The organism is uncultured Amphritea sp. (assembly GCF_937127095.1).
Taxonomy (GTDB): domain Bacteria; phylum Pseudomonadota; class Gammaproteobacteria; order Pseudomonadales; family Balneatricaceae; genus Amphritea.
In genome coordinates this window covers 1-24,682 of record NZ_CAKZLP010000066.1, presented here as the reverse complement: position 1 = coordinate 24,682, position 24,682 = coordinate 1, and the positions used below count along the sequence as shown (strand labels likewise).

26 protein-coding genes are annotated in these 24,682 nt (G+C 51.1%); 5 read left to right on the top strand and 21 right to left on the bottom strand.

The genetic code is table 11. From position 1 onward, the window contains the following. Positions 1 to 32 precede the first annotated feature (32 nt). From Q0499_RS16480 to Q0499_RS16425, 12 genes are all read right to left on the bottom strand, one after another. Positions 33 to 1,337, bottom strand: a complete 1,305-nt coding sequence (locus tag Q0499_RS16480; RefSeq protein WP_299201427.1) for a DUF58 domain-containing protein — start codon at positions 1,335 to 1,337, stop codon at positions 33 to 35. Next, entirely contained in the window at positions 1,334 to 2,317 is a 984-nt protein-coding gene (locus tag Q0499_RS16475; protein WP_299201424.1) for a MoxR family ATPase, read from the bottom strand. The genes Q0499_RS16480 and Q0499_RS16475 overlap by 4 nt, the downstream gene beginning before the upstream one ends. Beyond that, complete coding sequence (locus Q0499_RS16470; RefSeq protein ID WP_299201422.1) at positions 2,314 to 3,522, bottom strand: DUF4350 domain-containing protein; 1,209 nt, start codon at positions 3,520 to 3,522, stop codon at positions 2,314 to 2,316. Before Q0499_RS16470 ends, Q0499_RS16475 begins: the two co-directional genes overlap by 4 nt. Next, a complete protein-coding gene (locus tag Q0499_RS16465; protein ID WP_299201419.1) occupies positions 3,509 to 5,044 on the bottom strand; it encodes a hypothetical protein in 1,536 nt (511 codons plus the stop codon). The genes Q0499_RS16470 and Q0499_RS16465 overlap by 14 nt, the downstream gene beginning before the upstream one ends. Then, positions 5,031 to 6,017, bottom strand: coding sequence for a stage II sporulation protein M (locus Q0499_RS16460; RefSeq protein WP_299201383.1), 987 nt, complete (start codon positions 6,015 to 6,017; stop codon positions 5,031 to 5,033). Before Q0499_RS16460 ends, Q0499_RS16465 begins: the two co-directional genes overlap by 14 nt. Continuing rightward, complete coding sequence (locus Q0499_RS16455) at positions 6,014 to 6,718, bottom strand: RDD family protein (RefSeq protein WP_299201380.1); 705 nt, start codon at positions 6,716 to 6,718, stop codon at positions 6,014 to 6,016. The genes Q0499_RS16460 and Q0499_RS16455 overlap by 4 nt, the downstream gene beginning before the upstream one ends. A 15-nt stretch (positions 6,719 to 6,733) precedes the next feature. After that, complete coding sequence (locus Q0499_RS16450; RefSeq protein ID WP_299201377.1) at positions 6,734 to 8,035, bottom strand: BPSS1780 family membrane protein; 1,302 nt, start codon at positions 8,033 to 8,035, stop codon at positions 6,734 to 6,736. A gap of 171 nt (positions 8,036 to 8,206) precedes the next feature. After that, entirely contained in the window at positions 8,207 to 8,401 is a 195-nt protein-coding gene (locus Q0499_RS16445; RefSeq protein WP_299201374.1) for a hypothetical protein, read from the bottom strand. 299 nt (positions 8,402 to 8,700) lie between these two features. Next, positions 8,701 to 9,291, bottom strand: coding sequence for a hypothetical protein (locus tag Q0499_RS16440; RefSeq protein ID WP_299201371.1), 591 nt, complete (start codon positions 9,289 to 9,291; stop codon positions 8,701 to 8,703). Positions 9,292 to 9,648: 357 nt separating this feature from the next. Next, entirely contained in the window at positions 9,649 to 10,035 is a 387-nt protein-coding gene (locus tag Q0499_RS16435) for a GFA family protein (protein WP_299201369.1), read from the bottom strand. 244 nt (positions 10,036 to 10,279) lie between these two features. Beyond that, positions 10,280 to 10,786, bottom strand: a complete 507-nt coding sequence (locus tag Q0499_RS16430) for a DinB family protein (protein WP_299201366.1) — start codon at positions 10,784 to 10,786, stop codon at positions 10,280 to 10,282. Positions 10,787 to 10,829: 43 nt separating this feature from the next. Beyond that, the gene (locus Q0499_RS16425; protein ID WP_299201363.1) at positions 10,830 to 11,336 is read right to left on the bottom strand and encodes a gamma-glutamylcyclotransferase family protein; all 507 of its coding nucleotides are present in this window, start codon (positions 11,334 to 11,336) and stop codon (positions 10,830 to 10,832) included. Positions 11,337 to 11,765: 429 nt separating this feature from the next. Between Q0499_RS16425 and Q0499_RS16420 the strand changes: the two genes are divergently transcribed. From Q0499_RS16420 to Q0499_RS16410, 3 genes are read left to right on the top strand one after another with little or no spacing between them, the layout of a single operon-like run. Then, a complete protein-coding gene (locus tag Q0499_RS16420; RefSeq protein ID WP_299201360.1) occupies positions 11,766 to 11,906 on the top strand; it encodes a hypothetical protein in 141 nt (46 codons plus the stop codon). A 33-nt stretch (positions 11,907 to 11,939) separates the two neighbouring features. After that, positions 11,940 to 13,457, top strand: a complete 1,518-nt coding sequence (locus Q0499_RS16415) for an ATP-binding protein (protein ID WP_299201357.1) — start codon at positions 11,940 to 11,942, stop codon at positions 13,455 to 13,457. Next, the gene (locus tag Q0499_RS16410; RefSeq protein ID WP_299201354.1) at positions 13,454 to 14,098 is read left to right on the top strand and encodes a glutathione S-transferase C-terminal domain-containing protein; all 645 of its coding nucleotides are present in this window, start codon (positions 13,454 to 13,456) and stop codon (positions 14,096 to 14,098) included. The genes Q0499_RS16415 and Q0499_RS16410 overlap by 4 nt, the downstream gene beginning before the upstream one ends. Before the next feature lie 100 nt (positions 14,099 to 14,198). On the opposite strand, the gene Q0499_RS16405 is transcribed toward Q0499_RS16410, so the two are convergent. Next, positions 14,199 to 14,723, bottom strand: coding sequence for a helix-turn-helix transcriptional regulator (locus Q0499_RS16405; RefSeq protein WP_299201351.1), 525 nt, complete (start codon positions 14,721 to 14,723; stop codon positions 14,199 to 14,201). A 250-nt stretch (positions 14,724 to 14,973) separates the two neighbouring features. On the opposite strand from Q0499_RS16405, the gene Q0499_RS16400 reads away from it, so the two are divergent. Beyond that, a complete protein-coding gene (locus tag Q0499_RS16400) occupies positions 14,974 to 15,600 on the top strand; it encodes a heme-binding beta-barrel domain-containing protein (RefSeq protein WP_299201348.1) in 627 nt (208 codons plus the stop codon). 158 nt (positions 15,601 to 15,758) lie between these two features. Here the strand turns inward: Q0499_RS16400 and Q0499_RS16395 are convergent, their stop codons facing one another. The 3 genes from Q0499_RS16395 to Q0499_RS16385 form a co-directional block, all read right to left on the bottom strand. Beyond that, on the bottom strand, positions 15,759 to 16,418 hold the full coding sequence (locus tag Q0499_RS16395; protein ID WP_299201345.1) for a Vat family streptogramin A O-acetyltransferase: 660 nt from the start codon (positions 16,416 to 16,418) through the stop codon (positions 15,759 to 15,761). 27 nt (positions 16,419 to 16,445) lie between these two features. Further along, positions 16,446 to 16,691 (bottom strand): DUF2164 domain-containing protein, encoded by a 246-nt coding sequence (locus Q0499_RS16390; protein WP_299201342.1) that lies wholly within the window; start codon positions 16,689 to 16,691, stop codon positions 16,446 to 16,448. A gap of 71 nt (positions 16,692 to 16,762) precedes the next feature. Continuing rightward, positions 16,763 to 17,197, bottom strand: a complete 435-nt coding sequence (locus Q0499_RS16385) for a GNAT family N-acetyltransferase (protein ID WP_299201339.1) — start codon at positions 17,195 to 17,197, stop codon at positions 16,763 to 16,765. Positions 17,198 to 17,734: 537 nt separating this feature from the next. Here Q0499_RS16385 and Q0499_RS16380 point away from each other — a divergent pair. Beyond that, on the top strand, positions 17,735 to 18,481 hold the full coding sequence (locus tag Q0499_RS16380) for a DUF533 domain-containing protein (protein WP_299201336.1): 747 nt from the start codon (positions 17,735 to 17,737) through the stop codon (positions 18,479 to 18,481). A 160-nt stretch (positions 18,482 to 18,641) separates the two neighbouring features. On the opposite strand, the gene Q0499_RS16375 is transcribed toward Q0499_RS16380, so the two are convergent. From Q0499_RS16375 to pqqE, 5 genes are all read right to left on the bottom strand, one after another. Continuing rightward, positions 18,642 to 19,490, bottom strand: coding sequence for a transposase (locus Q0499_RS16375; protein WP_299201333.1), 849 nt, complete (start codon positions 19,488 to 19,490; stop codon positions 18,642 to 18,644). A 515-nt stretch (positions 19,491 to 20,005) separates the two neighbouring features. Then, positions 20,006 to 20,464: a hypothetical protein gene (locus Q0499_RS16370; protein ID WP_299201330.1), complete on the bottom strand. Its 459-nt coding sequence runs from the start codon at positions 20,462 to 20,464 to the stop codon at positions 20,006 to 20,008. A 390-nt stretch (positions 20,465 to 20,854) separates the two neighbouring features. Next, the gene (locus Q0499_RS16365; RefSeq protein WP_299201327.1) at positions 20,855 to 21,433 is read right to left on the bottom strand and encodes an alkylphosphonate utilization protein; all 579 of its coding nucleotides are present in this window, start codon (positions 21,431 to 21,433) and stop codon (positions 20,855 to 20,857) included. 110 nt (positions 21,434 to 21,543) lie between these two features. After that, complete coding sequence (locus Q0499_RS16360) at positions 21,544 to 23,499, bottom strand: S9 family peptidase (RefSeq protein WP_299201323.1); 1,956 nt, start codon at positions 23,497 to 23,499, stop codon at positions 21,544 to 21,546. Between the two features lie 46 nt (positions 23,500 to 23,545). After that, the coding region (gene pqqE / locus Q0499_RS16355; protein WP_299201320.1) for a pyrroloquinoline quinone biosynthesis protein PqqE at positions 23,546 to 24,682 on the bottom strand (1,137 nt) is incomplete at its 5' end.

Sequence of the window (24,682 nt, the reverse complement as noted above, 5' to 3'; positions counted from 1 at the left end):
TGAATTATCCATACACTTTAGGGTAAAAACCCTTACAACCGCCCCGATGCCTTAACGGTTAAGTATTGGTTAACCAGCGCGACCGGCAGCTGCCTGGCCAGCAGATCCATTGGCATCGCTCCCTGGTGGCGCAGTTTTTCATGATTCTGGGCGCGGCTTTCGAGATACTCCTGCACGCCATGAAAGCGCAGCGCTGAATCCAGATCTGACACCCGTGCGGCCTGCGCCGTGTCGAGGATCTGCTCCCGCAGATCGGCCACCACAACCAGATGGCGGCGGGACAACAACCGCACCGCGGTAACCAGATCTTCACTGTCTTCATCGCGGGTATTAGTCACCAGTACAATCAGCGCCCGACGCCGCTGTAACGGCATTAGCTCACGGGCGGCTTCCAGATAGTCTGCGGCTTCCAGAGTTGCTTCAATGTCGTATGTACCGGAAATCATCTGCCGCACCACAGAGGTGCCTTTCACCGGAGGAAACCAGCGCTGTACCCCACCAAAGGTATGAAAACCAACCGCATCACCCTGCTCTGCCGCCACATAGGCAAGTAGTAACATCGAGTTCAACGCCTGATCCAAATGGCCGCCATCCTCTTCACGGTGACGCATCCGCCGACCGCAATCGAGCATAAACAGGATCTGCTGATCACGCTCATCCTGATACTCCCTGGAGATCAGTTTGTGATAACGCGAGGTGGCTTTCCAATCGATCTGGCGCAGCGAATCACCGGCACGGTACTCTCGCAACTGATGAAAATCATTACCTTCACCGCGACGTAGCTGATGTTTGATGCCCAGCTGGCTCAGTTGATTATCGGTGGCCAACAGGGTGTACTGACTGACGGCACGAAAGTTGGGATATACCTTAACCGTCTCAGCCAGGGCAACAAACTGCTTACGCTGCCATAACCCGAACGGCGACACACTGACCAGATCGACGCCATCAAACTGACCGTCTCCGCGCTGATCGGGTCGTACCCGATAGGTGGCTCTGGCTGTACGCTGCGCAGGTAAACTGAGTTGCAGCGGCAGACCTTCAACCGCGTATTCAGATGGATGATGGTCATGCAGTGTTAGCCACTGCGGGCGACCGGTGTAATTGGTCACCTGCAACCTGACGTCACTCCAGACGCCTACGGGAATACTCCCGCGTAGTTTCCGACTCACTTCGGCAGCCGGTTCTCGCCGGTGCAATAAAAAGTCCAGCAGCAGTGCCCCGGCAACCATTGCCGCAGTCAGATCACGCAGCAGCTCAAGCGATGGCCAGAACGAGGCAAGCAGCGCAAGCAGCAGAATAACAGTGACCAGCAGCACTGATCGGCGGGATGGAATCATACCCGGGGAGCCTGCACGTTGCTGAGAATATCCTTGAGGACATCATCCGGCTGATACCCCTCTATCTCAAGGTCGGCGCTGAGTTTAATCCGGTGGCGCAACACCGCCGGGGCCACGGCTTTAATATCATCAGGGGTAACAAACCGCCGCCCAGACAGCACCGCATTGGCACGGCCCGCACGTAGCAACGCAATACTGCCCCGCGGGCCACTACCGGTTTCAATACCACTCCAGTCACGGGTTGCCCTGACGATATTCACCGCATAGGCGACAATCTGCTCATCAACCTCCAGTTTCGAGGTATAGCGCTGTAAACTGAGAATCTCTTCAGGCTTCAGCACCTCCTGAATGGATGACACATCAAGTTTATTGGCCACGGAATCTGAGGTGATCTGTTTCACCATCTGCAGCTCTTCATCCACGCTCGGGTAATCGATATAGACTTTCAGCAGAAAACGGTCAAGCTGCGCCTGTGGCAAGGGGTAGGTGCCCTCCTGCTCGATCGGGTTCTGCGTTGCCAGCGCCAGAAACGGCAGCTGCAGCTCATAGGTCTGCCCTTCGATAGTCACCTGCTGCTCCTGCATCACTTCCAGCAGTGCAGATTGAGTTTTCGCCGGTGCCCGGTTGATCTCATCCGCCAGCAGGAAGTTACAGAATACCGGCCCCTTGCGTACCCGGAATGAGTCGGTTTTACGATCAAACATAATGTGGCCGCTGATATCGCTGGGCATCAGATCCGGGGTGAACTGCACCCGGTTGAACACGCCTCCCACAGCGGCGGCCAGACTGCGAACCAGCAGGGTTTTACCCAGCCCGGGAACCCCTTCAACCAACACATGGCCACCTGCCAGCAGTGCAATGGTGGTATCCCGGATAACCTGACGCTGTCCAATTACCGCCTTACCGATCTCCTGCTCCAGCTGCCCGAGTTTGCGCAGCACTTTGTCTGACAGTTGATCCTGTCCCTGCGATTCGTTCATCTTAACTCCCGCTGTTTTAAGCTACTGGCCAGCTGCTGCAGAACCAGCGTTGCTTTAATAAAATCCTGATCTTTTGCAATCGTATGATACAGACTCCGCTCTACCGCGCTGGCCACCATGCCGGTTTTCTCACCGATCCATGCAGCCCGCTGACTGTTATCCATCGAGTTAAGCGCCGGATGGCGCTTGCGCCATGACTGCTCCAGCGCCTTGCGGTTGTTCTCAAACAGGCTATAACCCCGGTCGATCCGCCAGGCATAACTGGCGGTGGCATCGATGTGCTCTAACAGATTGCGCCGCTGCAAATTTTGCAGCGTCAGACGGGGGCCGGTGTAGAGAAACAAACGCCAGCCCATCAGCAGTAAGAGCACGATTAGTGCGCAGACAACAAATGGGATTTTCTGCCATAAAAGCTGCGGCAGTGGCACTGCATCAATACTGTACTGCAACCAGACCTTGCGACTGCCGGCCACCAGGTAGCTCAGCAAAAAAGCATTATCGTCTTCGTTAATCCGCTCATTGGTAAACAGATCCAGGTCACTCAGCACCAGCACACGCCCCTGACCAAAGGCTAACTTGAGATAGTTTGCCCCCTGTTCAGAACCATACTTTTCAGACGCCCACTCCCCACTATCTCTGAGAATACGGCCCCGCCGAAAACTGACAGTAACCGGCTCCGCTTCACCGGCCAGGGATAGTTTAACCGGCAGATAAGCCGAACTCCCGGCCGTATTGCCGGTAACGTCCTGCGCTGAGTCGCTGTCAGCGGGCTCCTCGTCCACTGATTCAGGTGCCAGCATTTGCACCCCGAGATAATCCAGAAACGGATTATTGGTCTCGTCTTCTTCATAGAAATACTCTGGCGCCAAAATCAGCACACCACCCGCTTCGACCCATTGATCAAGAGTTTCAATCTGCTGGTCACTCATCTCCGACGGCATACGGCGAACCAGCAGCGCATCGCTGGTTGGCGGCAACACGGCAACCAGATCCCGGGCACGAAAACTCTCTGTTTCGTACTCAAGCGCGGTCAAAAAGCGCTCGGCGGCCAGGAAAGGGTTACGCAGCGCAGCAGGCGAGATATCGACCCGCTGCTCCTCGGTGACCTTTTCGAAGTTTTTGTAAAACCACTGCGTATACCAAACGCCACCTATCAGTATTAACCCGGCTAGCAGCCAGAGGAGAACACGGTTAGCTTTCAACATTGCCGTATACCTCCTGCCATTGCTGACACAGCATAATCACGGGTTCTTCCGCCGGGACAATATGGCCATAGGCCATCCGCAACCAGTGGTTCGTCAGGGTATTAAAATAGTCTGCTTCGGCTTTACTTCGGTAGTTTCTGACCAGACGTTCACACTCGCCCTCAGTAGCACTATCAGGTATCTCTATATATTCCTGAGTCACCAGATAGACCAGTGCACCACGATAAAGCAGACTCAGCGCCTCACGGAAAGCCCCTTGTGCGACCAGTCGCCGCGCTTCAGCAGCCGGGTCATCCGGTAACTGGTCGGGACGCAAGTCCAGACCAAAAAGCTCAACCGGCTTGTTTTTTTCCTGACGCACCCTACGGCTCTGAAAGTCGCTGAACCACTGGCTGTTATTTATAATCTGATAAATCAGAAAAACTACCAACGCAATACCAATAATCCAGACCAGTATTTTTCCCAGCTCAACCAGGTTGATACCTGTTTTGTTTGTGTCAGCAGCGGTCGTGTCCATACCTTTGAGTAAGTTTTCAAGCCAGCGAAGAAACCTGTTATCGGTACTGCTGTTCGATTCAGGCTGACCAACGTATTCCCAGCGGTGCGTCTGTTCATAACGACCAAAGGCTTCATCCTCCAGTACGTGCTCGATCAGCGGTCTGGCATCCCGGGCGCTAACCTGCTGAGCCGCATCTACAGGTGTACTGATCAGCGGAACGACGAACACCATAACAGCCGCCAGCACCAAAGATGCAACGCCAGTCAGTGAACGACGGGAAGATTCGCTTTTAAAGCGTTCGCTGGTGCGCCGGAAGTTTATCTCGATATCCCAGGCTTCCAGCTCACTACGGCGATTCAGGTAAAGAGTAAACCCGGCTGCCACATAGAACGGTGCAATAATCGACAGACAGAACAAAGCGCCGGCAAACTGCAACCAGTCCCCTAGTTTTCCCGGAGCCATAAACAGGTCACCGAAACTGGTCCAGCGCAGGTCTTCCGGAATCAGCATAAAAACAACTGTGATAAAAGCCATCTGCAACACTGTTTCCAGATGGATACCGATCACTGTCAGCCAGGCAGCCGCACTCTGGTTTCGTCCCAGCACCCGCAGACGATCACGGCGTGCCGCGCCTCTTAGTTGCTCCAACAGCGCCACCGGCAGCGTAAAGGATCGGGAGGGATTGAAACGACGCAAGGTGAGGTTAAGCAACAACTGCGGTCTGACCACTGACCACCATTGCCGCAGTACTGTTTTCACCGGCAGCTGTTCGCCAAACACAGCCCGGCTTAACCAGAACATCAGTGGTGGCTCGTACAACGGTTTAAACCACCAGATAATCAGCATCAACCAACCGAGCTCATCATATAAAAAAAAGAACAGAATCAGCCCCAGTGGCACAGCACTGCTTAGCCAGAGCAACCAGAGCGGCATAAACCATCGCCGCGCCAGTGCAAACCCCAGATCAATCGCTTCCCAGGATGTCCGTCGACGCAGGGATATTTCGAGTTTATCGAGCTCCACTCGTCCCCCTGCCCGCAAAAATAAAGTACAGAATCATGATGACCCAGAGGATGATAGCGGCGACATATTTAACCGAATTTGGCAGGCTGCTGGCTGACCAGAATGCCTCAATAAAAGCGGCCCCCAGCAACATCAGACCCGCCCCCATCACCAGCGGAACCGCTTTGCCAGCCTGCAGTTTGATCGCATCCAGCCGACTGTAGCGACCGGGACTGATCACCCCCCGACCAATCATCAGACCAGCAGACCCACAGATCACAATCGCCGTTAGTTCCAACGATGAATGACCACAGACAAATGCCCAGAATGTTTCAGTGTAACCCAGTCCGGACAGATGACCCGCCACGCCACCAATCGAGATGCCGTTATAAAGCAGGGTAAAAACAGTACCGACCCCGGCCAGAACTCCCATCGCGAAAGTGCGAAAGCCGATACCAATATTGTTATAGATATAGAAGCCAAACATAGCAAAATCGGAGTCGGCGCTGCGCTCAAGAGTGCGTCCGGGACGGGCATTGTCCGGACGATACATCTCCTCCATGTTACTGACTTGAGCAGTACTCATCAGGCTATGGATGAAAGTATCATCGAAAAAACAGTAGCTACCCACCAGCAGTGCTGGCAGCAGGAACAGCGCCAACGAGACCCAGAAATAGCGAATATTGCGCCGCAAACTAGACGGAAAGTCTTTGGCGATAAAGATCATCAACCGCCACAACCAGGCACCGCGACGGGTATAAAGTTGCTGATGACCACGCAGCACCAGCCGGTGAAGAAACTCAACAAGTTGAGGACTGTAGCGACGCGTCCGGGAGAGCGCATAATGATTACACAACTGACGATAGAGTTGCGGCAGATCTGCGGGTAACTCATCTGCTGCACGACGCAGACGAAACCGCTCTAACTGCCCTAGCTGTTGATCCAAACGTTGCCATAGTGGCTGATAACGTTGCTCAAACTGCTCCTGCTTCATCGACTCCCCCGGGTAAGCCAGGCTGCATATCCCAGTATCTCGTTCACGGCCGCAGCTCCCCGCTTTCCGGTTACCGGATAGAGCGACGTTGCCAGCTCAATCTGCCGCTCCTGACTCAACTGAGGGCAACGCTCGGCAAAACGGATCAACTCCCGCTGTTCGTCAACGCTCAAATCAACCGGGGGGCGAATAGCCTCAGCATCCGCCAGTTTAACCCGTACCAGATCGTTTTCCCGATAGACAACCAATGTACCTGCGGCCAGGTCGCCAAGACGCTGAAAATTTCTGTTAAGGAGCATCGACAGCAAGCCAGCGGCATAAAGGAATGGCAGAAAATCGGCGGCCCGGAGAAGATTGCGAATAAATGAGGCGGAGAATGTCACTGGCGTACCGTTGTCCTGAATAACCACCAGCCCCATCGACTTCTTACCCGGGGAAGCGCCGTTATACAGTTCAAACGCAACCGGATAAAACCATTCGATGAGGAAAAACATGATTAGCATCACGGAGGTGCCGACACCGCCGAAAAAGGCAAAAACACCTGAAACCAGAGCATACAGTATTGCCCGGATCAGCATATCGATGCTCCAGGCACAGGCACGCACCACAGGCCCCGCCAGTCGCAGCTCAAGCTGGATACCTTCAGGAGTTTCGTGACGTCTGACGGTGTCAGTCAGAGGTTTTAGAGCACACTCGGTCATCAGATTACGTACAGCTTAGCTGTAGAAAATCTCGCGATATCCTCTGTAGACTGAGGCGGCCATCATAGGTACAACCACCAGCAAACCTAAACCAAAAGGAATAGCACCAATGATCATCAACACGGCCGCTGAAATAAAATAAAGGATTCCCGGCAGGATATTTTTTAAACAGGCACTAAAACTCAGTTTCATCGCCTCTATCGCGGACATGTCGTTCAAAACAACCAGTGCAGGTGCAAACCAATATGCCATCAGAACCGGAAACATAGCCAGAGAACCTAACAGAACAGGCAACATTATTGCTGACATCATGCCCGAGCCCATCATTTCAGGGTTACCCGCGCCCAACATAAAGACAGCACCTCCGGCAAACAGGCCAATCACGACCATCACCACAATCACTGCAACCAGATAGAGCAATCCAACTAAAAATAGCTGCCCGGTATTTTTACTGAAGCCACTGAAGAGGTGAGCGATAGTGAAATCCCCACCCTCTTCCTGCGACTGACACCCCAACATAAAACCGGCAGTGATAACAGGCGATAGTAACGTGACGGCCAGGGAACCGACAAAAGGAATAAAACTCAGCACTGAAGAGATAATAACCCAGATAACAATCGCAACAATCCAGGCAACAGGATTACTCTTAAAGTGTCCAAATCCTTCTGACAGCCAAAACCAGCCATGGGACATAGGCACGGAAACAGGATCCGTCAGTTCACCCTCTTCATACTCCTGGCTCAGATCAGCCTCAGGAGCCTGATAAGGGTTATCCGTTGCAGCGGTTGCGTTGTAATCAAACGAAGCTGAGGATGAGTTTCCAGAGAAAGCGGCAGATATATTATCAGCAGGTGCAGCGTCTACAGCGCTTTTAACAGGCGCTGCGGTAAATGCCTGACCAGTCTCCTGGATCGCAACGTACTTGGAGATAACAATTTTGCAGTCTAAGCAGCGGTCATCTGCTGTCTGTTTAGAGCCGCATTTAGGGCAGGATTGCGAATTAGCAGCCGGGACAGAAACATCGTTGTTGCTGACAGGCTCATCACCCTCCAGCTCAAATGCCATAGAAGGCTTAGTAACCGGTTGCAGCGCAACCAGTTCAGTCTCAAGTCCCATGGCAACGAGTACTGACCGGTACTTTTCAGCCTTAGCCTTATCCAGGTCACTTTTGATGACGGTTTCCTTGCCTGCTAAAACCAGAGCACGTGCCTTCGCTTCACTGCATCTGAATTTTTCGGCAAATGCAGAGATTACCGTTTCAGCGTCGAAACCTTCAGTAATTTTCCCGCTGAAGACAACTTTAAATTGATCTGACATCTGCAAATTTCCCTGTCGCGCCCTGTTAGAATGGATTTCATTTTAACGTCAACACGATAATTCACAAGGCCTCAGGTCAATAAAACAATTTCAGAAAAACATCTGAAATTAGACAGTTACTCGCACTTAGCAGACTAACACTGAACCGTCATACCAGGGTTAGCCACATTATTACTCTGGCAGGTCAACACTTTTCACCGCGCCACCATACAGATGAACCAGATCATGGGCTTGCACATTCACCCGAGTAATAGCCGCTGGAATATCTACACCGGACAGCGTTCGGGTAAAGGGTTGCTCCCCTACGTGGGGATGAAGCAGTCTTCGGGTAGCTAAAATATTACCTTTTGAATCAACGACTTCCACTTATCAGCATAGTAATTCCAGCCACTGTCGTCGTGGCTTACTGTCACACTGAAGTCATAGCGATGGTTCCCGGTTTTACTGACCGTCACCTGCACAACATCGGCCTCCCCTGCGAAGCTAGTGGCTGTGAATAGAAGGCTTGTATAGCAAAGAACGGCACACAGGAAGGTACAACCTCTCCTGATGGAACAGATTTTTTTCATCATAGTCACTCTATAGCCGATCAGGGTAATCTTATAACGAAGCAGCACCAGCTTAAGAAGCTGGGCATATAAGATTAATCTCAGACAAGCCTGGTCTTAAGCAAAGACAGCCTTGCGCCGCCAGGCCACAATTATCAGTAAAGCGGTACAGGCCAGTGCAATCGAAAGGGGAAACAGCACCGTCGTCACGGAGTAACTCTCCAGTGCCAGAATCGCAAAACAGTTTCGCAGCATAAACGACAGGAAGAATAACTGACTCTCCTGATGGGGAAACGCATAGGCTTTACGAATAGTCGGGCCAAACCCCAGCAGGTCGACAATCGTCAACACTACAACGGTCCACAGCGGGTCCGAGGTCAGATACCAGAACGGTAAAGAGGCCAGTGCGGCACTGAAGAACAGCCAGTCGGTGCGAGTAATGCTGATATCGGCACGCTTCGTAAATGCCAGTATCGCCACGCCGACGGTTATAGCGCCGGAGATACCGATCGGCCAGGCACCGATCCCCCCTTTTGCTTCAAGCTGCGCGAAAAAAACAATAACGGTTGTGATACCCCAGATAAACCAGGAAAAAACATGAGGGCGGGTCGATCCGGCCAGTATCGAGCGGATATAAGGCACAAAAGCGACAAACGTCAGGCCGATGGCTAAGCCGCTGAATAGCAGTTTAATACTCGTATCAATCATAGCGTTTGTTATCCTGAATCCAGATCAGCCGAAACACTGCCCCATGGCATTTTCAATATACGATGCCATAACGTCAATGACCATTACCGACAGACTGAGGGATACCATTGACCTGTCTTCCACACGTATTCATCATCGATTCCGACTAATTTTTTAGCATCAACAGGAGCATGCACGTCAACGATCCCCTGATCGCTAATCCTCCTGCGGCATTCCACCTTTTACACCGGAACAGCGGTGCGACATGTCTAATCCACACCTTGACTATTACTGCACCACTGAGAGCTGCCCTAAAACGACAGCACTCAACTCGTTTCATTCCTATTCGCTGTTAAGAATCGCAATAACGCCCAATGGCTAAAACTCATCATGCTCTGGCAGATTATTGTGAATGGCATACCAGGGCGCCTGCTGCGATACCCAGATATGCTTCTCTTCAGCAACCTGCGGGTCATCGTCCAGCGATCCCAGACGCAAAATAACATGCTCGGTATTATCCCGTTTAGCGTAGATCTGAGTACCGCACTCAGGACAAAAGAAACGGTGTTTACCGGGGGAGGACTCAAAGGATTTCAGCACGCCTTGCCCCAGCAGATGAAAGTCCTTGTCCTGAACCGCAGAGACACTCGAAAAGGCAGCACCGTGCGCCTTACGACAGGTCTGGCAATGGCAATGAACAATCGCACCTGGCCGACCGCTAATTTGATACTTTACCTTGCCGCACAGGCAGCTACCTCTGATCATCGCAACTCCTGTTTCCGCTGACTGCAGATATAAATTATTAACTGTGGCGCTATTGCCCGGATTATCGCCCGGATCAGACCTTCACACCACCGACGATAAGCGCGGGAACATCAAACTCAACCGGCCCATCTCTCTATACTTATGTAAAACCGTTTCAGCGTCACTAAGCAGTAACGCTATCGCCAATGGTTGCCTCAGCTTGCCCCTCAAGAATATAGACGCACGCATCATCATAAAGTGGTTCCTAAATCAGAGCGCCCTCTCTGACCAGACGGATATAAACCGGCAGATCAGTCGTTGGGGGAGACAGACCAAAATGATACAACATATCGGCCACATGGCCCCGATGATAGGTGCTGTGATTCACCAGATGATAAAGCATCTCTGACCGGGTCATCTTAGCGTGCCCGCCCCCTATGAACTCAAACTCAACATCTTCAGTGGACTCAGGCGCTGTCAGCGTTTTCATATACTCAATCAACCGTTGGTTCAACGCCATTTGCTGTGTGTGCAAAGATGAAAAATCGGGGCAATCCCGCGGGTTTCTTGACGTAATACCATGCTGCTGACCGGTCAGGTTCGCTTTCCACACCCGATCCATCAGGTAACAATGGTTCATTGTACGGATCAGACTGCCAAAGAAGATCGGCTGTGGCTGTTGACGTTGTTCAGGGGAAAGCTCTGCAACACATCCAAATAACTCCGCATCAGCCCAGGCTTTATAGTGAATCAGCATTCTCAGGTTATCCATATCCGTCTTCCTTCTTATAAAGCTCTTGATAAGCTCCTGATAATTAAGCGTTCGCCCTGGCCTCAGTATATATCGCTCTCTCGCGGTAATCCCTGGCTGAATCCGCATCCTCGACAGACACAACCCGCTCGATCCTGTCGATATACTCAACCGGCAACTTCGCTTCCCTGGCCCCTACCAACAGATGGTTTACATACCAGTCATAAGGTTTGAGTGAAGGGTCGATCTGCAGTGCGAAGTAAGTTATCGCCTCAAGCTGCTCACCCGGTTCATTTTGCAACGACACAACTTTCTCACCATACCCCACCCCCAACCCTTCAGCCCGGTCAAGCGCGGGCTTCTCTGACAGCGGTATATCAAACAGGACACCGTAAATACGATCATCACTGCCGGTATAAAACGCATCACACTTTGCTGAACCATCCTGACCCGCTTTATGAAAACGCAGATCATAGCCATCAAGAAAATAACAGCCGATAACCCGGGCACCGGGCACCCGCTGCCGCAGTCGTGCCAGAGACATATTTGATCCGTAGGCAAAATAATTCATAGCTATAATCTGAGCCAAAGCCCCATGAGTTAATCGAAGAATTTTCACTCTAACGCAGCATAGCATATCGTTACCTGCCTCCTACAGGTTCAGCTTCAAGCTCACAAAAGCCAACGCCTTTGTCTTAAACAGCACATTTCTCAGCTGGCTGCTGTCATATAAAACAATAAGTTAACAACCGTTTTTAGTGGCACCTATCTTGCTGTCTCACTTAAACAGAAAGTGGGAGTTTCGTTTTCGAGGACGCCAATGCAAGGCAAAAACGGGCGAAATGAGGGAGTTTATACCTCATAAATGACCGATTTGAGCCTGTTTTTAACGCCGCAGTGGCTACGCAGATAGAAAATCCACAACCTGCAAAACGGCTCACCGTCTGTCAGGAGCAATTAACCCATCATGAAAACCTAACCATAGACCCCGGAGGTAACAATGAAACTACAGATTGGAAAAAGTTACGTCGAAGCTATGGTGGCAGAGTTTCCGGTTTTAGGAACGCTGAAGGAACAGCTACGCTTTGGTAATAAAGCGGAGGTCTCGTTCACCCAATTGAGCGACGCCCAGTTGAACTAACTGTACAGCTTGTATTGTCAGTCCGGCCCATCGATGCAACCGCAGGCAGCCCTGCTGAAGACAATACAGCGTTCTCGCAGTGACCATGAGACCCGCTATGGCCCCGATGACCTGGAACGGCTGATGCCGGATATCGCCCGATATCTGATCAAAGATGCGCTGCGAGGCTGGTTGTTCAGGGTCACCGGTGCGGGTAAAACCATGGCCTACCTGATTACCCGGCTTGATTACACGCCCCCCGGCGAAGAGGAATCGGGCCGTATTCTGCTTGAATTGAAAGCCAACTCAAAAGGCACGGTGGCGATTGAGAACATAGTTATTCGCACCCGGGACCTGACCAATCACAGCATTAGCGAGATTTTTCTGAATAAAGGCTATATCAAAGAGAACCTGGAGCTGATGGCCGCCTATGATGAATCAGTTGAGCGATATTTCAACTGGCGCGCACGCTATGGCGAGCAGTTCTCTGCCAGTGGCACCGGCATCTATACCGAAGACCCCTCTGCCAGCCATCGCAGCAGCGACTGGACCCGCAAGAATGTGGTGGTATTGTCATCCGGCGGTGGCCAGGCTCGGCTGGTAAATGATGAGGATATGATCACCAATCGGGTACTCACACTGGAAGCCTCGGGGGACATTCTCGGCGGCTTTCTTCGCCGTGCAGGTAAAAGCAGCCGTTATGATGAAAAGATGGAAAAACAAACCGAGCAGTCGAACGCTGAGATTCCTAAAGACCTGTTCACCGAACTGCCGGTACACGGCTATATGTTGATGTTCCATCTCGATCTGCACCACCATGTCTGGGTGCATGTCGACAACATGACGCCCTATCAGTATCAACCAGAACTGAAAGATAAGTTGGTTCTGCCCCCCGAGCAGATCGACCTGATCGACATCCTCACTGCCGAAATGGATCTGCTGATGGATGATATTATCGCCGGTAAATCAGGAGGCACCACGGTGTTATGTGCAGGCCCTGCGGGTGTCGGTAAGACTCTCACGGCAGAGGTCTATTCAGAAATTATCCGGCGTCCGCTGTATCGGGTGCACTCCGGTCAGTTGGGCCTGAATGTGGCGGAGATGGAGAAAACATTAAAAGACACCCTGATCCGCGCTCAGCGCTGGGGGGCCGTTATGCTGATCGACGAAGCCGATGTCTATATCCGCCGCCGCAGTGACAGCTTGTCATCCAATGCGGTGGTCGGGGTATTTCTGCGGGTACTGGAATACTTTAACGGTCTGCTGTTTCTCACCACCAACCGCATCGATGATATCGATGAAGCAATTATCTCCCGCTGTATCGCCATGATCAATTACCAGCCACCCGAGCGGGATGACCGGATCAAAATCTGGCAGGTGATGACGCAGCAGTTCGGGCTGCAGGTTGAAGCGGAACTGATTCCCGAACTGGCGGATACCTTCCCGACGGCAACCGGTCGGGAGATAAAAGGCTTAACCAAACTGGCAGGCAAGTTCTGTCAGCAAAAACAACTGACACCGACACTGGACGTCTTTAAACGCTGTTCAGTCTATCGGGGAATGAACCTATGACGATGAAATTTTATATGACACCCGGGTCATGCAGCACGGCGATCCATATTTTACTGAAAGAGGTGGAGGCTATTTTTGAAGTTCATCTGGTGGACCTCATGGCGGGCGACAATAAAACCCCGGAGTATCTTCAGCTCAACCCCAAAGGCACCATTCCGGTGCTGATCTCCGATGATGACCTGGTGCTGACTGATTTCCAGTCGATGGCCTGGTGGATCGCCCGGCAGAACCCAAAAAAAGCATTACTGCCCACTGATATCGCAGCGGAATGCAGGACGCTGGAGTTGATGAGCTATGCCGTCAACACCATTCATGGGCAGGGCTTTACCCGTATTTTCACCCCTGACCGATACAGCCTGCCGGGATTAGACAACGGTGCCGGATATGATGCCATTAAACAACAGGGAAAAGAGATTATCGCTAACGCGTTTGCCCTGCTTGAACCGGTCTTAGCCGGAAGAGAGTTGCTGTTTGATCGTTTCTCGATTGCCGATGCAGCGCTGTTTTATGTGATGTTCTGGGCCGACCGGATCAATCAGCCGCTGCCCGAGAGCTGTAAACACTATTACCAGACGCTGTTAACCCGGCCAACGGTTCGACAGGTGCTAAGCGAAGAGGGATACGGCGCGATGTTCAGGTGATCAGCTGGCGCAATCGGCTAAAAGTAAAACGGGCTGCCGATAAACTGCATTATTCAGCACGTTAAGCGTCCGTAGTACTCATTCAGACTTGATCTGACAGTTACCACAAGTCCTCCATAAACCAGGCGGTAAAACTAACCTTACTCGTAGTCCCGGATTTTTTATAAACACTGGTGAGCTGATTACGCACGGTTTTTTCAGAGGTATTCCTGAAATCCGCAATCTCTTTAGCGCTAAAGCCCTTGAGGGTAAACAGGGCGATATCAGACTCGCTTTCGGTTAGCTCCCATTTTATAAATTGTTTCGCTATCTCCTCACCAAACATACGCTTGGCACTCACCAGCTCTTCAGAGGCCTGGGCTGAATGGATTTTTGCCGCTTCAAGGTCAACCAGCAGTTGTGCATTGCGCTGTTCATGCGCCCGGGTATTCAAAAACAACAGCAGCAACAGAGAGAGCGCAAATACAAACACCACTGACTCTTGCACAATATGCAGGACATTCGCCCCCTGCAACACATCCGCGACGATATCCGAAAAACTGGTGATAACAATTAATACAAAAAAAACCCGGATAAGGACGTTCCACTTGTCTGCCTCGACCATTATGTCTCCATTACTCAGCATCCTTACTGCCTGAGCGAGTGCCTGATTATTTAACATTCAGAGCATGTGACAAACATCCTATGCTTTGAAATCAAATACTTAAAAAAACCACAGGGACGTAACTCCCATATAGCAACCGAGAGTAATGACATAACATCGGTCTCACCTACTGACTACCACTGCAAGTTTGAGTTCATTTTTGTTTGGTTTTTTAATCAAGTGTAGTGGCAGCAAGGTGATACTACCTATCAACATCAAAATGGAAATTCCGATGAAAACGTTTAGACACCTACCTGCGATAGCTCTGACGACTATCACTCTCTCACTGTCCTGTACCACACCGGCTATCGCTCAGGACGTTGACTTTGGGCCACTACAACCATTAATCGGTACATGGAAAAGCGTAACACCCGGCGTAGACATCGCCCCCGGAAGAACAGGCTCAGCCGTGGGTGAAGGCGGCAAAGCCATAGAACCCTACTACGAAGTCAGAACATTTGAAGCGGCGGCTGACGCGGTCAATGCCAGTGACCAGTCTCTGGTTGCGATCTACTACAAACAAGAGGTCTTCAGACAGCGTGATGATGCAAAATTTCATGACCAGCGGGGCTATCTGATTTACGACAAAAAGAACCAGATGGTCTATAACTCCTTCTGCGTGCCCAGAGCGGTCTGTGTTGTCGCGGAAGGAGCAGCGGGCGTGAAAATGACACTGACAGCGCCCCAGAGAGGTATCGCTGAGTCCTCCTATATGAGCAAAAATGCCACCAGCCAGGCATATTCCATGACGCTGGATATTGCTGCAGACACGCTGTCCTACACACAAACAACGCAACTCAATATCTATGGTAAAGAGTTCACCCATACCGAAGCCGCTACGTTAGAAAAGGTGCGTTAATGTTTTAACGCGGCGCTCATAACGAGCGGTGCATCACACACAAAGCCGGGAGACATCCCGACAGGCCAGCCTTTGGTTAGCGACACGAGCTAAAGGCTGGCTCTCTTTTGCCGCAAACTTTTTTCTATTCTCTACTGCGACGCCTGCGGGTCAACCAATCAGCCCTGACTTATACGTTGCAGCTCTGCAAGATCACAGCCCACTATCGCTGGCAGATTGTTGCTGATTTTCTCAGCACTCCAGTCCCACCAGGCGATTGCCAATAATTCAGCGATGGTCTGCGCATCAAAACGATACCGGATCACTCTCGCAGGGTTGCCCCCGACCACACTGTAGGCGGGAACATCACTCACCACCACCGATTTACTGCCAATTATCGCCCCACTGCCGACCTTAACCCCCGGCATAATAGTGGCTTCATAGCCGATCCAGACATCATTGCCAATCTCGGTATCACCTTTATAGGGCAGCGCATCGGCTTGCGGCATCACCTTCTCCCAGCCATTGCCGAAGATATAGAATGGGTAGGTAGAAAAGCCAGACTGCTGATGGTTAGCACCGTTCATAATGAACTGCACATCTTTCGCGATGGCACAAAACCGGCCAATCACCAGTTTGTCACCAATAAAAGGAAAGTGGTAAAGCACATTGGTTTCAAAGCGTTCAGGGCCTTCGGGATCATCATAGTAGGTATAGTCACCCACAATGATATTGTCAGAGGTGATGTAGTGCTTCAGATAGCCCACCTGAGGGAACCCCTTCATGGGGGACTTATCGTCAGGGCTTGGGCCCTGCTTTTCTAAGATTTTTTCGCTCAAAATAACACCTCATAAACTGGCGGCTTATTAACTTACCGGTTTCTCCAGTTCCTCAACCAGATAACCGATCTCATCGGCCTTTTCTGCAAAGATCACCCGCGCATCGGACAAACCCCGATTATAAAACGCGGGGCCGATCTGCCTGGCAAAGAAGTCGATCAGAAACTCCGCTTCAAAACCACCGATCTCCCGGTCCAGTTCATCGTTAAAGTATTTTTTAACATGACTGACAATGCGGTCAGTCTCCTCTTTAGTAAATTTGATATCACTCATAAAGATTCCCTGCAAACGCTGTTGTACATGCCAGCGTCTCTTTGCCCTCATTCGTTTTTATTTAGCGCGGCCTAAACATTATCGTTAACTGAACTGTTAAATGAATACATACTCACATCATCCCGCAAAAACCAGCCTGACTGTTGATAAAACGTCTGCGCCTTAACATTCTCGCGATACACAAACAGATGGGTTTTAGCGATACCCATCGCTGCCAGCGCTTTAACCGATGCAGCAACGAGTTGACGGCCTATCCCCTGCCCGCGATGTTCGCAAGACACTGCCAAATGCTGCAGATAGCCACGCCGACCATCAGTACCCACCAGAACAGCACCAATCACCACGTTGTTATCTGCAGCAACAAAACTCAGTCCCGGGTTGCGCTGTAGATAGACGCCAATACTGTGCTGCGAGTCAGCATCCCGCAGAGACATATGTTCAGTCTCCCCCCACAAATGGATAACAGCATCATAATCAGAAATACCCATCTCTCGAATCACTGTCACAAAAGAACTCCTTACGTCAAAACGAGCTATATACCGATTCAGGTTTTAACTAACAGAACTGATGGGAGCAACGGCTGTTGTCCATTTAACACCTACGCAAAAAACTGCGGGCGAACACCTAACTTTAGCGGGTAAAACGAGTCCTGATACAACCAGACAACCTGGATCGTCAGCGAACAAATTTAGCCTTGCTATGCAACCTTAGCCATCACCCGTTGTTCATACAAGCCACAACATTTACTGATATCAACTCTACTCCATCACGCTGGCTTTTCCATAAATGCCACCGTTGGCAAAGCCTTATCCGATCAATAACTCTGATTTAGCACCCCTGCTTTACCTGCCCTGCTATAAAGCCAGAAAACGTTGACTCCTGTTAACTGGATTTATACCCCGTTAACCCCTATAAACCGTGGAAACTGGTTGAGTGTTGGTGAACTAGTCAGCACTTTCAGGGACTAAGTATGCAGACTTGATTTTATTCAACTGCATTCTTATCTTTTTATAGACCGACAAAATTGCTAGAGGCTCTCAACCATGGATGTTAACTCACTCTTAAACAGCATTATGGGCACCGCGGGTAGTGGAATCGATAAAGCAGTGACAACTGCCAAATCCGGTTCTATGCCAGGTGGATTACTGGGTGGTGTTGCTGCCGGAGGATTAGCCGCCATGTTACTGTCCAACAAAAAAGCCCGCAAGATGGGCGGGAAGGCAATCAAATATGGTGGAATCGCAGCGGTTGGTGGAATGGCTTACAAAGCCTGGCGCAACTATCAGGAAAACCAGGCCACAGCACAACCACAGAGCGTTGCGCAAACATCTGGCGTAACCTCTAACTCAGGTGTCACCTACAATCAGTCTGCTGCCCTTCCTGCTGCACCCGTCGGCAGTATCTTTGATCTGGCCGAAGAGAAACAGACCCAACAAGGCGAAGACATGCGCCTGATCCTGGTAAGGGCAATGATTAGTGCCGCCAAGGCAGACGGTCATATCGACGCAACCGAACGCACCCGGATCGAACAACAGATCAGCGATCTTGGTATTGGCCCAGAAGAACAGCAGTTCCTGATACAACAACTACGTGCAGACAGTGACCCTATCATGATTGCACGTCTGTCTGAGAACGATGAACAGGCCACAGAGATCTACCTGGCATCAATGCTAGCGATTGATCTCGATACCGACGAGGAACGGCGTTATCTGGATCGCCTGGGTGATGCTCTTCACCTGCCAATGGAGTTACGCCAGAATATCGCACACGAAGTGCAAAGCGCTCAATAATTAAAAGAGCAGTAGCCAGAACGCGCTCTGCGCTTGCTAGAACAAGCGCTAGATCGCGCAGTGTACAAGGGGTTTTATTTACTTATTAACTCGTTCCCACGCTCCTGCGTGGGAATGCATACCTTTAAGACCATCCTCAGAAAAGGGGGGGAAACGGGGGTCAAGTCTTGCATTTTGCATCTCTGTTCACCGCCCTGCTTACCGTCGAATAACTGATTCCGAAATGCTCCCCTATCTCTTTCAGCGTATAGTGCTGACTTTGATAGGCCTTGATCATTGCTTCGTTTCGATCAGGATATTTTTTTGCATAATAGGATAGTGCCTTCAGTGGTCCGCTTTTCTGCAAGCGCGGAATCTCTTCTAATGACTGATCAGGTTTCAATTGGCATTGAACCTCGTCGACAAAAGCATCCGAACCCAGATAGACCTGATTTTTTAATTCCTCCCAGGGTGAAGGCTGATTAAGGCCGTCATCAACAAATAGACGGTACACCTGTTGCGCTTTTTCCTGTTTTAACCCAAACACTGACAGCACCGCTTCAAGCGTCAAACAGCTACGGGGCTCACTTAATCCCACCATTGCACGGTAACTACTCCATGGCCACTCTTCTGCGTTGTACACCATTCTTGCCCGTACAGGGTTAAGAGCAATGTAACGACTCAATTCCTGCAGGTAGCTATCTTTCTCAACCAGAATAGCTTTGTATCGCCCCTGAAAAAGATGTCCTACCCGACTATGAGTTCTATTGATGTATTGGGTAAACACGCCATTCAACTGGCGCATTCCTTTAGAAAGGTTTGCATCTGCCGTTTCAATTAATAAATGGTAATGATTATCCATCAGACAGTAGGCATGACATGCCCAGTTAAAACGATTACATACCTCTGCAAGCAATGTTAAGAATGCATCGCGATCTTCATCTGAGAAATAAATGGGCGCTCGCGCATTCCCTCTGGCCGTAACGTGATACAGCGCGCCTGCAAATTCAATTCTTAAGGGTCGAGCCACAACACAAATCCTGATAGTTACCTACCATTCAACTTAGTAGTATGTTTGCAAAATGCAAGACCTGACCCCGTTCACATTCAGGCCTTCGGTATCGAGAGTGATACCTACTATGCCCTCTGCTGACTTCTGTATTGCGTTCACGCTGAATTGCTTCAGCATCAGTTGTTCCTTCAACACAGTACAGACCTCCCAGGGTAAGACACTTAACTTTCCTCGCGTAGACGCCGGATTTATAAAACATAAGCCAAATGCAGATGGAGGGCTTAGCGGTCACGTGCCCGATGGCCCCACTTATGTCACACCTCATATCCGGTTCTTGTTCATCGCCCCGCGATTTTGCCTTGGGCTTCCTCCAGCCAGCCCCTCACGGAACTAACCTTGCCCTTTGGCTAACCTTCGGCTCTGCGAATACCTGGTACGAGGACTTTCACCTCGCTAGTTAAGTGCCATGCCTGGCACACACGTCCAAATTGAGGGGCGCGCCGCTTTTTGGCGCGTCCCACTCGAATGCAGTGTTAGCATTTTTTTCCAAAGACTGCATCCAATACCCTGAAAAAGGTCAATTCACGGGGTTTATCGATATTGTCAAGCATTGACTGAAGGTCTATTTCCCCAGGGGCATGGTCAGTAATCTTAATACGCTCCTTTGTTGAGACCTCCTCAAACACTGGCTCTCCACCTTTGACCTTCCAGCCAGGGTCTATGGACTCGATTTGCTGTATGAGGAGCGGCGTTACGTTTTCTCCGTCTGGAGTGAAATGCTCAGGCCCTAACTTTATGGACTGATGTTTGTGGTTGAAATTCAGATGGATGCTCCACGGTTCGACAGGCCTTCCATCGTTAGCAAAGCGACCCATTACATAACCTATCATTCGCAATACGGAGTGCTCATGCATGGCATAAGTTAATTGGTTTCCGTTTTGGACAATATAAAGGCTCCAGCGGAACCCAGAAAATTTATTGAGAAAACCCATCTACTGCCTCCATGATGCTAACATTTTAATACTACGCCCGCGCATATGCATGCCGAGCTGAATTGCCTAAAGGGATGATAACTATCAGATAGTAAAGAGGAATTTATGAACATCGCGATCTCCTTTAAAATAAAAACGAGAATGCGCATATGCATTCCTCACCCGGCTTAATATCGCACCGGTGCTTTCAACCTATCCCTTTGTTTTTATTATGTTTTGCAAAATATCTAAGCAGCAAAACGAGTCTTCTGTAACGATTAAATGAGCATAACCGCTGGACAGAATAAAATAAACTATCTACCTAAACAAATGATAACTTCCAGGGGATTATCTACTTTGGAGGAAACAAAAAACGCGCCCCGAGGCGCGTTCTTAGCATTCACAACCGAATCAGGATTTCTTGACAAACTTGGTCAGAATAACAATCCGGGTGCCGTTGACGCGGCCTTCGATATGTTCTGCGTTGTCCTGCACCAGTGAGATGCCCCGCACTGCGGTGCCGCGTTTGGCGGTGAAACCTGCACCTTTCACATCGAGATCTTTGATCAGCACGACGTTATCGCCGGCTTCCAGGGTCGCGCCATTGCTATCGCGGTGGATCACTTTTTCAGAGTCATCCAGATGATCACCGGTGGCTTTTGCCCAGAGTGAGGTTTCATCATCCAGATACATCATATCCAGCAGATCCTGCGGCCAGCCTTCGCTCTTGAGACGGTTGAGCATACGCCATGCGACCACCTGCACCGCTGGCACCTGGCTCCACATGCTGTCGTTCAGACAACGCCAGTGGTTAGCATCGGTGGTTTCCGGGTTTTCGATCTGACCTTTACAGGTGCTGCATACCAGTACAGAGTCATCGACGCCACCCAGTGAACCCGGCGGCACTTCGTAAACGCTCAGGTTATCAGTCGCGCTGCACAGCTCACATTTAGATTCGCTGCGATCCCGTAGGGCTTGTTCTGTACTCATGATCACTCCGGTAATTTATTCATGACAGTTAGTCACGATGCCTCTGCCTAATGGCAGCAGGATTAAAGACGATGTTGTAAAGTCGCGCATTGTACCAGAAGATTAGCGCATCAGGTCAGAAGACCCCGATAAAATTTCAGTTCGGCATCGAGACTGTGAATCTGATTTTCCGCCTGACGAAAGCCGTGCTGCTCGGCAGGGTAAAGGTGATATTCAACCGGGATATTCTGCTGCTGCAGGGCGTTCACCATCACCTCGGTCTGCTGCGGCACCACGACCCGGTCTTTGCCGCCCTGGAAGAAGATCATCGGGCATTGAATCTGTTCGGCGTGTTCCAGCGGGCTGCGCTGGTTATAAAGGTCGGCATCTTTTTGCGGATCGCCGATCAGCCAGTCTAAATAGTGGCTTTCAAATTTATGGGTGTCGCGGGTTAACGCTAGCGGATCACTGACACCATAATAGCTGGCCCCGCCTTTAAACCGGTCACTGAATATTAGCGCACAGAGGGTGGTATAACCGCCAGCGCTACTGCCTCTGATAAAGACATTATCCGCGTCGATCAGGCCTTCCGCCGCCAGATAATCAACCGCAGCTTCAGCATCCTGCCAGTCGGTCTCCCCCCAACTGCGGGCTAATCGCAGCCGGTAATCACGTCCGTAGCCGGTGCTGCCCCGATAATTAATATCGATGACCGCAAAGCCTCGGCTGGTCCAGAACTGGATCTTCGGGTTGTACACCGGATAGGCTGCTGCGGTTGGGCCGCCGTGACTGAAAACAATCAGGGGTGGTTTTTTGTCGCTCTCAACGGGAGATTGCGGCAGATAAACAAAACCATAGGCCGTTTCACCGGCCACAGGGTAGCTCACTGGTTGTGGCTGAACGGGTTTCAGCACAGGTTCTGAACCACCGGCAATAACGGTAACACCGGAGCCCGCAATAAGATCGCTGTTCGGCGACAGTTCGAGTATGGCTGCGGTGCGGTTTTTAGCCGAGGCAATACAGTAGATACGGCCACGAAAGCAGCTGATATGACGAAACAGGTTGTAGTCAGACGCCAGCTGCTGCTCTTCAATTATTGCGTGCTGATCTGCCGCTAGCACGCCGACGGCTAGGCGCCCCTCCCCCTGCTGCATATAACCGGCGACCCAGCGCTTTTCATCAAGCTGATCCCAGGTCGACACACCCAGCTGCCACTGGGGAATACCGAAATCGTTAGACCGGGACCAGACCGGCCGGACAATCCCTGGTTCTGATACTGCCCGCTCCCTTCCCTCTGTTAAACCGGACTCAGGCACTTCGCCTTCACTATTCGTCTCATCAAATAGATAACGGTATAAATTCCACCAACCACTTTTATCACTGATGGCGACCAGTGCGCTATCCTGTGTGAATCGCGGCTGCTGAATTGATTCCTGGGTTACCTTTCCCGCGACAATACGATGCTCAATTAAAGATCCGTCTGTATTGATATTGGCGAGATTGAGTCGGGTGCTCACCCAGGGCATATGAGGATGATTCCAGCTAATCCAGGCAAGTCTACGTCCATCATGACTGATTACCGGGCCGGCATAAAAATCATCACCGTTTGCCAGAACAATCACCTGCCCGCTGACGAGATCAACCGCAATCAGCCGGTGTGTCGGTTGGGTGGGATCATCGGTGGCTTGTTCCTGAACGGCGAGGATACGTTGAAAGTGTGGATCATATAGCAGGTCGCCATAGCGGCAATCGGGGGTGTCGGTGAGTTGTCGTGGAGGCTGTTGAACGCTCTGCAGCCAGATCTGCTGATCAGAGGCATTCACAAAAGCGATCTGCTGACCGGCTACACACCAGCTTTTGCCACCGTACTCATAGACACCGCTGCGGACGCTAAAATCACTGGGCGTAAGACAGGTGGTTTCGCCTTCCCAGCTGCGCTGCATCAGCAGATTGCGGCCACCATCGGCAGGCCGGTATTCGACCCAGAAAAGCCCCTGTTCACAGGCGTGTAGCTGACCATATTCCAGCCCCGCCGCCACCGCATTAGCGGCGCTGAGGGAGGATTCAAAAAAACCATACTTGGGCATAACCGGTCGCATCCGCTCAGGCTGTTGAGAGCATCAGGCTATCATATCAGCCTTTGCAGAACACCTTTGAGTTGCGCTCGTTACGGTAGATCGGTTCTTTGTGGGAGGGTAGTTCAGCCTCCTCCCGGGCCTGAATAATCAGATCGTGATGGGGTGATTTACTGCACACCGGGTCGGTATTGTTGGCATCGCCGGTCATCATAAAGGCCTGACAGCGGCAGCCACCAAAATCCTTCTCTTTTTCATCACAGCTACGGCACGGCTCTTTCATCCACTCATAGCCACGGAAATGATTGAAACCATTGGACTGGTTCCAGATCTGCTCGATACTCTGCTCCCGCACATTGGGGAACTCAATCGGCAGCATCCGCGCGCTGTGGCAAGGTAGCGCGGTACCATCCGGTGTGACCGTCAGAAACACCTGGCCCCAGCCATTCATGCAGCCTTTGGGGCGCTCTTCGTAATAGTCAGGGGTAACAAAGATAATCTTGATCGGATTGCCTTCCGCCGCCAGCCGGTCACGGTACTCATTGGTGATCCGCTCCGCCCGTTCCAGTTGCGCCCGGGTGGGTAGCAGATCGTTACGGTTTTCATACGCCCAGCCATAATACTGACAGGTGGCCAGTTCGACGTAATCCGCTTTCAGTTCAACACAGAGTTCGATAATACGGTCGATCTGATCGATATTATGCCGATGGGTGACAAAGTTCAGCACCATCGGATAGCCCTGGGCTTTGACCTCTCGGGCCATCGCCAGTTTCTGTTTAAACGCTTTTTCAGAACCCGCCAGCAAGTTGTTCACTTCCGGGTCGGCCGCCTGAAAGCTGACCTGGATATGATCCAGCCCCGCTTCACGGAAATCAGCGATCTTGCGCTCATTCAAGCCCACACCGGAGGTGATCAGATTGGAATAGTAGCCAAGGTTTCGCGCTTCCCTGATCAGTTCAATCAGATCCTGACGCACCAGGGGTTCACCACCGGAGAAGCCTAACTGCGCGGCCCCCAGTTCGCGCGCCTGCGTAAAGACGTCGATCCACTCAGCGGTGGTCAGCTCGCCGGTCTTGCTGGCAAAATCCACCGGATTGGCACAGTAAGGGCACTGCAGTGGACACTTATAGGTCAGCTCAGCCAGCAACCAGAGTGGCTGGCCGTGGGTTGGAACAGTGTTTAAATGGCTTAAGGA

What these genes read in the sequence shown, in the direction of transcription:
- Q0499_RS16475 (WP_299201424.1), bottom strand. Translation starts at nt 2,317, where the DNA reads ATGAACGAATCGCAGGGACAGGATCAACTGTCAGACAAAGTGCTGCGC.
- Q0499_RS16460 (WP_299201383.1), bottom strand. Translation starts at nt 6,017, where the DNA reads ATGAAGCAGGAGCAGTTTGAGCAACGTTATCAGCCACTATGGCAACGT.
- Q0499_RS16420 (WP_299201360.1), top strand. Translation starts at nt 11,766, where the DNA reads ATGAAACTACAGATTGGAAAAAGTTACGTCGAAGCTATGGTGGCAGAG.
- Q0499_RS16455 (WP_299201380.1), bottom strand. Translation starts at nt 6,718, where the DNA reads ATGACCGAGTGTGCTCTAAAACCTCTGACTGACACCGTCAGACGTCAC.
- Q0499_RS16410 (WP_299201354.1), top strand. Translation starts at nt 13,454, where the DNA reads ATGACGATGAAATTTTATATGACACCCGGGTCATGCAGCACGGCGATC.
- Q0499_RS16380 (WP_299201336.1), top strand. Translation starts at nt 17,735, where the DNA reads ATGGATGTTAACTCACTCTTAAACAGCATTATGGGCACCGCGGGTAGT.
- Q0499_RS16405 (WP_299201351.1), bottom strand. Translation starts at nt 14,723, where the DNA reads ATGCTGAGTAATGGAGACATAATGGTCGAGGCAGACAAGTGGAACGTC.
- Q0499_RS16450 (WP_299201377.1), bottom strand. Translation starts at nt 8,035, where the DNA reads ATGTCAGATCAATTTAAAGTTGTCTTCAGCGGGAAAATTACTGAAGGT.
- Q0499_RS16470 (WP_299201422.1), bottom strand. Translation starts at nt 3,522, where the DNA reads ATGTTGAAAGCTAACCGTGTTCTCCTCTGGCTGCTAGCCGGGTTAATA.
- Q0499_RS16365 (WP_299201327.1), bottom strand. Translation starts at nt 21,433, where the DNA reads ATGAGTACAGAACAAGCCCTACGGGATCGCAGCGAATCTAAATGTGAG.
- Q0499_RS16370 (WP_299201330.1), bottom strand. Translation starts at nt 20,464, where the DNA reads ATGGGTTTTCTCAATAAATTTTCTGGGTTCCGCTGGAGCCTTTATATT.
- Q0499_RS16435 (WP_299201369.1), bottom strand. Translation starts at nt 10,035, where the DNA reads ATGATCAGAGGTAGCTGCCTGTGCGGCAAGGTAAAGTATCAAATTAGC.
- Q0499_RS16480 (WP_299201427.1), bottom strand. Translation starts at nt 1,337, where the DNA reads ATGATTCCATCCCGCCGATCAGTGCTGCTGGTCACTGTTATTCTGCTG.
- Q0499_RS16425 (WP_299201363.1), bottom strand. Translation starts at nt 11,336, where the DNA reads ATGAATTATTTTGCCTACGGATCAAATATGTCTCTGGCACGACTGCGG.
- Q0499_RS16390 (WP_299201342.1), bottom strand. Translation starts at nt 16,691, where the DNA reads ATGAGTGATATCAAATTTACTAAAGAGGAGACTGACCGCATTGTCAGT.
- Q0499_RS16360 (WP_299201323.1), bottom strand. Translation starts at nt 23,499, where the DNA reads ATGCCCAAGTATGGTTTTTTTGAATCCTCCCTCAGCGCCGCTAATGCG.
- Q0499_RS16400 (WP_299201348.1), top strand. Translation starts at nt 14,974, where the DNA reads ATGAAAACGTTTAGACACCTACCTGCGATAGCTCTGACGACTATCACT.
- Q0499_RS16430 (WP_299201366.1), bottom strand. Translation starts at nt 10,786, where the DNA reads ATGGATAACCTGAGAATGCTGATTCACTATAAAGCCTGGGCTGATGCG.
- Q0499_RS16415 (WP_299201357.1), top strand. Translation starts at nt 11,940, where the DNA reads ATGCAACCGCAGGCAGCCCTGCTGAAGACAATACAGCGTTCTCGCAGT.
- Q0499_RS16440 (WP_299201371.1), bottom strand. Translation starts at nt 9,291, where the DNA reads ATGATTGATACGAGTATTAAACTGCTATTCAGCGGCTTAGCCATCGGC.